The 10,629-nt window shown below is 67.8% G+C and carries 5 protein-coding genes and 2 pseudogenes; 4 read left to right on the forward strand and 3 right to left on the reverse strand.

The features are described 5' to 3' along the window. Both BO39_RS28040 and BO39_RS28050 read right to left on the reverse strand, forming a co-directional pair. Positions 1–218, reverse strand: a 218-nt coding sequence (locus BO39_RS28040) for a transposase (RefSeq protein ID WP_043839988.1), incomplete at its 3' end; no start/stop codon positions are given. Between the two features lie 1,139 nt (positions 219–1,357). Next, positions 1,358–2,557 carry an IS256 family transposase gene (locus tag BO39_RS28050; protein WP_043839992.1) on the reverse strand — a complete coding sequence of 400 codons (1,200 nt, stop codon included), beginning with the start codon at positions 2,555–2,557 and terminating at the stop codon, positions 1,358–1,360. Positions 2,558–3,723: 1,166 nt separating this feature from the next. Between BO39_RS28050 and BO39_RS28055 the strand changes: the two genes are divergently transcribed. The 4 genes and pseudogenes from BO39_RS28055 to BO39_RS28070 all read left to right on the forward strand — a co-directional run. Further along, complete coding sequence (locus BO39_RS28055) at positions 3,724–4,656, forward strand: hypothetical protein (RefSeq protein ID WP_043839990.1); 933 nt, start codon at positions 3,724–3,726, stop codon at positions 4,654–4,656. Positions 4,657–5,318: 662 nt separating this feature from the next. Next, the gene (locus tag BO39_RS33350) at positions 5,319–5,726 is read left to right on the forward strand and encodes a site-specific integrase (RefSeq protein ID WP_052402970.1); all 408 of its coding nucleotides are present in this window, start codon (positions 5,319–5,321) and stop codon (positions 5,724–5,726) included. A 159-nt stretch (positions 5,727–5,885) separates the two neighbouring features. Beyond that, complete coding sequence (locus tag BO39_RS30655; RefSeq protein WP_052402971.1) at positions 5,886–9,617, forward strand: PAS domain S-box protein; 3,732 nt, start codon at positions 5,886–5,888, stop codon at positions 9,615–9,617. Positions 9,618–9,807: 190 nt separating this feature from the next. Further along, positions 9,808–9,975 (forward strand): annotated as a pseudogene (locus tag BO39_RS28070) (IS3 family transposase); the annotation flags it as partial. A gap of 68 nt (positions 9,976–10,043) precedes the next feature. Here the strand turns inward: BO39_RS28070 and BO39_RS28075 are convergent. Then, positions 10,044–10,385: pseudogene (locus tag BO39_RS28075) on the reverse strand (transposase); the annotation flags it as partial. Between the last annotated feature and the right edge of the window lie 244 nt (positions 10,386–10,629).

Below are 10,629 nucleotides of genomic sequence, written 5' to 3' on the forward strand. Positions count from 1 at the left end.
AGCTGCAGCGACCCCAGCCGGGTGTCCAGCGTGCGGTCGCGAAAGCCGTTGCGGTAGTTCAGCCGCTCGCCGGTGCGCTCGTGCCGGGCGGCGCCGATCTGCCCCTCCACGTCCGCCTCCATCAGCATCTGCAGCACCGCCTCGGCAACGCTGCGTAGGAAGTCACCATCTCCTGCTTTCGCCAGCAGGTCAGCCAGTGGCAGTCTGTCCTCGGTCATCGGGTCCTCGGCCGGTCAGGGGTGGGAGCCTCGCAACTCCACCCTAGCCGTCAGGTCCGATGGCCACCCAAGCCCTACACCCCGGACCAAGCCGGATTTTCCACCACCTCCGTGGACGCTACCTCGGGCACGGTGTTCCGCCTCCCGCAGGTTCCGGGTGGCAAGGCTCAACAGCACCTCACCCACAGCCCGTCCAGGGTAGCGCCTTCGGTAGTGGAAAATGCCACGCTTGGTCGCGATGTCGGGACATTGTGGGGACAAATGACGCAAGCCGGCACCTGTGGGCAGGGCCGGGCGAAAAGCGCTTGCGGTGACAGGAGCTTGCGTGCGGGTGGCTGGGGAACCTGGATCCGCGCAGCCAACCGATCGACAAATCTGATTCGCAGCAAAGCTGAAACCGCCTTCTCGGAATGTGCGCCAGCAAAGTGGGCCAGGCAAGTTGAAGCGCTCCGGGTTCTCTGAAGGCTCCAATCATTGAAAGGCGAGAGCGATGATGAAGAGGACCTCGAGGCTGTATTCGTTCGAAGTTCGGCGCCGTGTGATCGGAATGGTGCTGGAATACGGAAGCGATCACGCCTCACGGTACGCCGCTATTGGCTCGATCGCGGCCGAGATCGGCTGCACAAGCGAGACGCTCCGTGACTGAGTGAGGCAGGCCGAGCACGACCAAGGGATGCGGGTGGATCCGACCAGCGAGGAGGGGAAGTGGATTAAAGCTTTGAAACGTGAAGCTCTGCGGCGCTGCTCCATCCCGACCTCCAGCGGCAGGGCCACCCACCATTCGCACCGCCGAGACGAAGCGCAAGCCCGAGATCGCCCGCTGCCGCAAGCGCTGCGTCTCCCATAAGCTCTTCGGCCCTCTCTGCCGCCGAGCCCTTCCAGTCCAGGCCGCTCTGCCAGCCAGTTGACCGGGACCGGAGCTTCAACGCCGAAACCATCTACAATGTCGTTGATGCGTCCTTGGCCAGGGCCTGCGTGAGCGGCACCTCGGGGAATCAGGAGCGGCCTCTCCAGATCCTTGGCGAGATCCTTGGGGAGCCGCCGAGGTCTGATTATCCCGAGTTTGGGGTATCGCGCCGGAGATCGTGCCCTATGGCGTGGTGTAGGAGCGGTGCTCCTTGGCGGGCTGAGCCGCCGTGTCAGGCGGCCGCGGCGGGCAGGCTGACCGAGGCAGTATCGCTCACGGCGCCGATGGTCTCCAGCGTCATGTCGCGGGAGCGCTGCGTGGCCCATTCGTCGGACTGTTCGAGGAGAAGTGCGCCAACGAGCCTGACGACGGCCGCTTCATTGGGAAAGATGCCGACTACGTCGGTGCGGCGCTTGATCTCGCCGTTAAGGCGCTCGATCGGGTTTGTGCTGTGGAGCTTGGCCCTGTGCTCGCGGGGAAAGTCCATGAAGGCCAGCACGTCTTCTTCGGCCGCATCCATCAGGGTGGCCAGCTTCGGGACCTTGGGGCGGAGCTGGTCGGCCACTTTGCGCCACTGGGCGTGGGCGGCCGGGGCATCTGGCTCGGCATAGGCCGTGCCGATCCAGGCGGAGACGATGCGGCGCTGGGTCTTGCCCGCATGCGCGGCGGCGTTGCGGCCAAAATGCACGCGGCAGCGCTGCCATGTGGCCCTGAGTACCTTGGCAACCATGGCCTTGAGGCCTTCGTGGGCGTCGGAGATGACGAGCTTGACCCCGCGCAGGCCGCGCCGAGCCAGACCACGGAGGAACTCCGTCCAGAAGGTCTCCGCCTCGGAGGCGCCCACCGCCATGCCGAGCACCTCGCGGCGTCCGCCGCTGTTCACCCCCACCGCGATGGTGACGGCCACCGAGACAATCCGGCCCGCCTCTCTGACCTTCACGTAGGTGGCGTCCAGCCACAGGTAGGGCCAGTCGCCCTCGATGGGACGGGCGAGGAAGTCCTGCACCCGCCCGTCGATCTCGCCGCAAAGGCGGCTCACCTGGCTCTTGCTGATGCCCTCCATCCCCATGGCGCGAACCAGGTCGTCCACCGAGCGGGTGGAGATGCCCTGGACGTAGGCCTCCTGGATCACCGCCGTGAGCGCCTTTTCCGCCAGTCGCCTTGGCTCCAGGAAGGCCGGGAAGTAGCTGCCCCTCCGGAGCTTGGGGATCCTGAGTTCCACCGTCCCGGCCCGGGTCTGCCAGTCCCGCTCCCGATAGCCGTTCCGCTGGTTCACCCGCTCAGGGCTGCGCTCTCCATGGGCGGCGCCACAGGCCCCTTCGGCATCCAGCTCCATCAGCCGATGGGCGGCAAAGCCGATCATCTCACGCAGAAACGTCGCGTCAGAGCCCTTCTCCAGAAGCTCCCGAAGAGCAATCCTCTCGTCGGTCATCGTGGTCTCCATGGTTCAGGTCAGGTCTCGACAACCCAACCCTAGCCAAGTTCACCACGATGGCCGCCCTCGACCCGGGCGGCCGCCTCCTACACCACCTCCGGGGGCACGACCGCGCCGGAACTGGTCCCTGTCTGCCCTGTCACTCGTCGTGTGCAGAAAACCGCTCCTCGGACGAGACAGAGCTCGGCTCGTCGGCACTATTGCTAGCCCATAGGGGGTGTTGAGGCGCCTCCTCGGACCGAAGGAACCGTCTACAATGTTGTGGATGGACTGCCGCGCTCGGCCGAACCACCCGTCGGGCGGGCGAAGCACCGGGTGAACGCTTCGCGGCTGGCCAGCTTACGGATAGAGGCGTGGGTCTTCAGGGCCGGGGTGAGGCATCAGCGATCCTTTGACGCGGATTGACCGGATCGGGTGCCCTTATGTGATCCAAGTGACGGAGCTGCGCGGGCAGGTGGCGCCCGTCCCGTTCCGGTGTCCAACGGCAAGACCACCCGCCACCCGCGCTGCCGAGTGGAAGAGCAAGCCGGAGAGCATCTGCTGCCCGAGGCGCAACGCCGCCCGCGCGATCTTCGGCCCTCTCTGCCCCCGAGCCCTGTCCACCGCAGGCCGCTCCCCCAGCCCCCTGATCAGGGTGGGAGCCTCCAGGCCGAAACCGTCTACAATGTCGTTGACGCTTCCATGGCCGGAACATTTGGGGCGGCGCCAAGGGCAGTCAGGAGCCGAGCCTCTAGACCCGTGGTCGGAGCCTCAGGGAGCGGCCGAGGTGCGATTCACCCGGGTTTGGGGTATTGCGCCGGCACTCGTCCCCAGCTGCCCTGTCGCCCTTGATGGGCGGAGAACCGCTCCTCGGTTAGGGCAGAACCGGGTTCCTCGGCGCTGTCGATTGCCCGTTGGGGTCGTTGGGGCGCGTCCGAGGACCGGAACAATCGTCTACAATGTTGTGGACGGTCTGCAGCGCGCTTGGCTGAGCCACCCGTCGGACGGACGTAGCACCGGATGGATACTTCGCCGTGGGCCGGTCCACGCGTGGAGGCCTGAGCCTCTTCGGCCGGGGTGAGGCACCAGCGACCCTTTGACGCGGAATGACCGGATCGGCTGCCCTTGCGTGACACGATTACCGGAGCTGCGGGGGCAGGTCCGACGGTCATGAGGAGCGGCAGATGGAAAGTCAGACATCCCAGATGAGCGGGCCAGTGCTCACCTTCGAGGCGCCGGACGGCGAGCTGCCCGAACCTACGAAGGTCGTAGGTTCGGCCGTGAGCAGGCGGGCGCCCGACAGGGTCCTGCTGCTCGCGCGAGCGACCGCGCTCGGCAAAAAGGCAGAGGCAATCTCGGCCGAGCGTGGCGAGTTGCGCGACGAACGCATCAGGATCAGCTCTCAAGGTCACCAGCTTCGGGAACGTCGCAATGCGCTCCTTGCCGAGTGCGCGGTCGTCGTGGCCCTGGCCTGCACAGCGGGACTGGACCGTGACACATCCTGGTGCAGGGCGTTGGCTGCTGAACTCGACGCCCGATGGACCGGGCTGTCGGACAAGAACCCGCGTGCAGCCCTGATCCGTGTCGTTGCCCGCGGACAAGTCACTCCCGACACGGCTCGCACTGCCGCCAGGGCCATCGATGCCCTCCTCGATCGTAGCAGCGACGACCTCATGGCAATGCCTCTGGACGAGAGAGAGGCAAGGATCGCAGAGGTGTTCTCGCGGGGGGTGCACCACCTTCTTCAAGCGGGGGCGCGCGCTTTCGGAAATAGCACTCTGAAGAGGTCGGCGGCTGGCCGCGTCCTGCAGGGACCCGGCCTCGATCTGCTCCAATCCGGCCAGCCCCGGCGTGCTGTAATCGAGCTGCAGGAGGATGGAACGGTCACGCTGATCTTACTAGCAGCGCCGGACATGCGCGCCGTGCTCCAGCCCGGACCGACCTGGGACGACCGAAAGTGGAGTGAGGTCAAGAACGCGGCCAGAGGCGCTGGCTGGATCGGTGTCGGTGAGGAGGCGCGCATTCACGCAGCTGCTCTCCCCGGCCTTCTCAGGCTAGCCGAGGACGGCTGCATCACGGCTGAGTGCTACCTTCCTGATCGAGAGAAGAGATCCTGATTCGTGCCATCCGGTCAATGCCAGAGTGGTCTGGGCTCCGGCTTTCGTCCGGCAGGTATGCAAATTCTTGGGCTCGTTAACCTGATGTCAGGAGGTGGCCGGGCTCATAAAGACGGAAAGGGGGATCAGCGGACGGAATGGCGCCATCCGTTGCGGGACGCGGCGCTGGCCTCCCGAGAAGCACCAAAACCCTAGCAAAATAAGGCTGTTCCCGGGAGTTACGCACGAGAACGCTCTATTATCGTGCGTAAGGGGAGGAGAGGGGGCGGTTGCCATGGAATGGCGACGCCGGCACACTCAGACTGGCCGGAACAGCGCCGCAAGGGCATGCGCCGGGTCGGCCGGAGTGAGGGAGAAAAGATGGGGACTCTGGTGCGGACAGGGGTAGCATCGCCAGCAAGCACGGGGTTTTCCGTGCCTCAGCGGGCGAAGGGCGCGGTGTGACGGAGTGCCCCGGGTCGAGCCCGCCGGCTGTCCCCTCGTCCGTAGTGCGCATGGCGGCCGGCACGCTCCCAGCGGAGGCGCTGGCGGTGCTCGCGGGGCCGGTCGGCGAGGCGGTGGCGCGGGCGGCGGGCTATGCCGGGCAGGCACCGTCGTAGAACACGCGGCGGGCCTACGCCTCCGACTGGCGTGCCTTCTGTTCTTGGTGCGAGCTGGGCGGGGTGGTGGTCCTGCGGGCAGCGCCCGTGGTGGTTGCCAATCACCTCGTGAGCCTCGCTTCGACCCTCGGCCGCAGCGGCCTGCGCCGGCGGCTGGCCGCCATCGCCCACCACCACCGCCAGGCTGGTCACCCCTGGGAAACCCGCCAGCCGGCGATCAGCGCCACCATCCGCGGCATCCCCGCGGCGTACGGCAACCGAACCCGCCCGGCGGCGCTGACCTCGGCCGAGGTCAAGCGCCTGCTGGCCAGCTGTAGGACGGATATGGCGGGGCTGCGGGATAGGGCGCTGCTCCTGGTGGGCTTCGGGGGGGCGCTGCGGCGCTCGGAACTGGCAGGGATGGACCGCGAGCACCTGTGCTTTGTCGCCGAGGGCATGACAGTGCTCATCCCCCGCTCCAAGCACGACTAGGAGGGGGAGGGGGCCTCGATCGGCATACCCCGCGGGCTGAACCCGCTCTCCTGTCCGGTGCGGGCGGTGAGGCGTGCCTCCAACGGAGCAGGATCGAGTGGGGGCCGGTGTTCTGGCGCGGGCTGGCAGGGGGGGTAGCGGGTGGATAAGAAGGGGTGCATGCCCGCTGAACTCCGGACACTCCCCTTTGAAGCCCGGCGTGCCCGATCTCCGCAGGGCCGGATCTCGACGCCAGCGCTCCTGATCGTCCTCGCGACGGGGCTGCTGCTCCCGGTGCTGCTCTTCTCCTGGCTTGTGCTTTCGCGCTTCGCGGAGGGGGAGAGGAGCCGATACGAGGGCGAGGCCCTTGACTACGCCCGGCGGATCGCCGCTGCGGTGGACCGGGATCTCGGCGGGCTCCAAGGCGCACTGCAGGTGCTCGCCACGTCCCGCCTGTGGGACCGGAGCGACCACGCCGAACTGCACCGCCAAGCGCTCGAGGTGCGGGCGCTGCTCGGGGCCGAGGTCATCGTGAAGGATGCCGAGGGGCAGCAGCTCGTCAACACACGCTTCCCCCAAGGCAACCCGCTTCCACGCTCCTTGCCGCCTGGGGATCAGGCCGCGATCGAGGGGCGCCGGCCCATCATCTCCGACCTTTTCACCGGCGCGACGGCCGGGGCCCAGATCGTCAGTGTCAACGTGCCGATCGTCCGCGAAGGCGAGGTTCGAGGTCTGATCAACGTCGGCATCTCGCCAGACCGGTTCGCAGGCCTCCTTCGCTCCCAGGGTCTACCGGATGAGTGGACGGGCGCCCTGGTGGACAATGCAGGGCGGATCATTGCACGCTCGCGGCAGCACGAGCGCTTCGCTGGAACGGAGGCGACGCGGGACCTGCGCGAACGGGCCGTGGGCGCCGAGGGAACCTGGACCGGCTCGACGCTCGAGGGCACGCCCGTCCTATCGGCCTTCGCCCGCTCCACCCTCGCGGGCTGGAGGGCAGCGGTTGGCGTGCCCGTCGCGACCGCCTCCGCATCGGCGCGCCACTCGCTCGGCGTCCTGCTGGGCGTGGGAGCCCTTTCGGTGGCCCTCGCGGTCCTTGTGGCGGGGTATCTCGGCCGCCAGATCGCGCGAGGGATGCGCCAGCTCGCCTCCGCCGCGGAGTCCGTCACCCTCGGCGTCGAACCCCCACGCAGCGCGAGCCTCCTGCGTGAGGTGGGCGAGATCGAGGACGCCCTCGCGAGGGCCGCGGGGAACCTTCGGGACAGGACCCAGGCCCGCGACCTCGCCGAGGCAGAGCTGGACCGCAGCAGGGGGCAGCTCCAGCGTGTCCTCGACACCTCCCCTGTCGCGATCCTGGAGGTGGATGCGACGGGCGCCATCACCTACGCGAACCGGGCTGCCCAGAGCATGCTGCAGCTCGGCCGGAGCGAGATTGAGGGGCGCCGCTACGATGCGCCGGCCTGGGACATCACGACCCCCGAGGGCAATCCGATTTCCGGCGAGGACCTGCCGGCGGCCCGGGCCCTACGGGGGGAGAATGTCCGGGCCTACGTCCACGCCGTCCGCGACGCCGGGACCGGCGAGCGGGTCGTCCTCTCCGTCAATGCCATGCCGTTGCTGGAGGCGGGACGAGTCACCGGTGCGCTGGCCGCCTTCACCGACATCACCGACCGCCACGCCGCGGAAGGCGCGCTGCGCGAGGAATCGGCGCGTCTAGAGACACTGAACCGGACCGGGGCTGCCATCGCGGCCGAACTCGACCTCGAGCGCATCGTGCAGACCGTGACCGATGCGGGCGTGTCGCTCACCGGGGCCGCGTTCGGCGCCTTTTTCTACAACGTCGTGAACGAGGCGGGCGAGAACTACACGCTTTACACCATCTCCGGCGTCCCCCGGGAACACTTCTCCCGCTTCCCGATGCCGCGCAACACCCAGGTCTTCGCCCCGACCTTCCGGGGCGCCCCGGCAGTCCGTTCCGACGACATCACCGCGGACCCGCGCTACGGCCACAACACGCCGCACCATGGCATGCCGGAAGGACACCTGCCGGTCCGCAGCTACCTCGCAGTGCCTGTGGTCTCCCGCTCGGGGGAGGTGCTCGGGGGCCTCTTCTTCGGCCACCCCGAGCCGGGGCGGTTCGAGGAGCGCCACGAGCAGCTCATGACCGGCATCGCCGCCCAGGCCGCGGTTGCGATCGACAACGCCCGGCTCTACGGCGCAGCCCAGAGGGAGATCGCAGCCCGGCGAGCGAGCGAGGAAGCGTTGCGCCGGAGCGAGGAGCGCTTCCGGGCGGCCGTCCGCGCCGTTAGCGGCGTGATCTGGACGAACGACGCCTCGGGCGAGATGCGAGGCGAGCAGCCCGGCTGGGCCGCCATGACGGGCCAGACGCCGGAGGAATACGAGGGCTTCGGCTGGTCGAAGGCCGTCCATCCGGAGGATGCAGAGCCGACGGTCGCGGCCTGGCACGAGGCCCTGCTTAAGCGCCGCACCTTCGTCTTCGAGCACCGGGTACGCCGCCACGACGGCGCTTGGCGCCTCTTCTCCGTCCGTGCCGTTCCGATCCTCGAGGAGGACGGCACCATCCGCGAGTGGGTCGGCGTGCATACCGACGTCACCGAGGCCCGGGAGGCGCAGGCGGAACTTCGACGCTTCAACGAACGCCTCGAGGCCGAGGTCGCGACCCGCACGGGTGAGATAGCGGAGACCAACCGGCGCCTGCTCGACGAGATCGCCGGCCGCGAGCGGGTGGAGGCGCAGCTTCGCCAGGCGCAGAAGATGGAGGCAATTGGCCAGCTGACAGGCGGCATCGCCCACGATTTCAACAACCTCCTCGCCGTCATCGGGGGTAGCCTGCAGCTCCTTCAGCGCCGGCTGGATCGCGCGGAATGGGGCGCGCTGCAGCGCTATGTCGACAGCGCGCGAGAGGGGGCGGAGAAGGCGGCAACCCTGACGCATCGCTTACTGGCCTTCTCTCGCCGGCAGGCCCTCGCGCCGGAACCCGTCGACGCCAACTTGCTCGTCGGCGGCATGTCCGCGCTCCTGCGGCGCAGCATCGGCGAGTACATCCGGATCGAGACGGTGCTCGCCGGCGGTTTGTGGCGCTCGCACGCCGACCCGCACCAGCTGGAGCAGGCCATCCTCAACCTCGCCGTGAACGCGCGCGACGCAATGGAGGAGGGAGGGCGGCTGACGATCGAGACCGCGAACACGCACCTCGACGAGGCTTATGCGCGCGACAACGCCGGCGTCGTGCCGGGCCAGTACGTCATGGTGGCGGTCACCGACACCGGCACCGGGATCCCGCGACAGGTGCTCGATAAGGTCTTCGAGCCGTTCTTCACGACGAAGCCCGTCGGCAAGGGGACCGGCCTGGGCCTCTCCCAGGTCTATGGCTTCGTCCGGCAATCGGGTGGGCACATTAAGATCTACAGCGAGCCGGGGCAGGGCGCCTCCGTGAAGATCTACCTGCCGCGCTTCCTCGGTGAGGCAGCCCCAGCCGGGGAGAAGCCGGCGCCGGGGGAGTTGCCGTCGGGCCGGAACGAACGTGTCCTCGTCGTGGAGGACGATCCGGCGGTGCGGCGCCTGAGTGTCGAAGCGCTGCGCGAACTGGGCTACGACGTGGTGGAGGCGGACGGCCCGGTGACGGCCCTGCGCATCCTTGATGGCGATCCGGCGATCGTACTCATGTTCACGGACATCGTGATGCCCGACATGAACGGCGCGCGGCTGGCCGAGGAGGCGCAGCGCCGGCGTCCCGACCTGAAGGTGATCTTCACAACTGGCTACACTCGCAACGCCGTGGTCCACAACGGCGTGCTCGACCCGGGCGTCCACCTCGTCATGAAGCCCTTCTCCCTCGGGGATCTCGCGGCGAAGGTGTGGGAGGTGCTGGGTGGGGAGACGACGAACTGACGATCCCTGCTCTGCCCTGCGACCGGCAACACGCATTGGGTTGAGGATGGGAAAGCGATAGGCAAAGCTTCGCGAGTTCAGCCCCGCACACAGAGTGTGTTGCATGGATCGGCTTGGCGGTCTGGGTAGGTTAGGTTCCTGAGGAGGCGACGCCCGTCCTTCTCCAGGAGAGCCCAGCTTGCCGTTCAAGGCGATGAGCCGGAAAGGCGATTGCTGGGACAACGCCCCCATGGAAAGCTTCTTCGGCAGTCTCAAGACCGAACTCGAGGAGGACGGGCCGTTCCCGACCCGACAGGCCGCCAGGTCCGCCCTCTTCGCCTTCATCGAAGGCTTCTACAACCGACAGCGCATCCACTAAGCGATCGGCTACAAAGCCCCAGCTGAGATGGAACAACTCGCCGCGGCCGCGTAGGCCGTAACCCGTGTCCACTCAAACGGGGTAACGTCAAGGGTGCTGTGGTCCGGCACGGCCAGATCCAGCCCAGGCAGGGCGATGATCGAACCAGTCAGGCCTTCGGTCTGACGCAAGGCCAGGCGGAACACGGCCCGAAGCGTCAGGGCCGTGTTGATGGCCAGAGCTGAATACCGCGGCTGTCCGCCCCGCGTGATCCGGGGCTCGGCCTTCCAGGCCACGATCGCCGCCTCCGTGAACCACACGGTCAGACTGCCACGTCCGCGCAGGGCCGCGTCGTATTCCGCCCAGTTCGTCGCCCGGAACCGCTGCTTCGGAATACGGTGACGACGCTCGGCATTGGCCTTGAACGGCAAGCTGCGCTCTCCTGGAGAAGGACGGGCGTCGCCTCCTCAGGAACCTAACCTACCCAGACCGCCAAGCCGATCCATGCAACACACTCTCGGCGGGGGTGTCCTACACTGGCACGGTGTCTCGCTTAGGCAAAGGTGACGCCCTGGCCTGCGGTAGCGTCCACGGAGGTGGTGGAAAATCCGGCTTGGTCCGGGGTGTAGGGCTTGGGTGGCCATCGGACCTGACGGCTAGGGTGGAGTTGCGAGG

Source organism: Roseomonas aerilata DSM 19363, assembly GCF_000711725.1.
Taxonomy (GTDB): Bacteria; Pseudomonadota; Alphaproteobacteria; order Acetobacterales; family Acetobacteraceae; genus Roseomonas; species Roseomonas aerilata.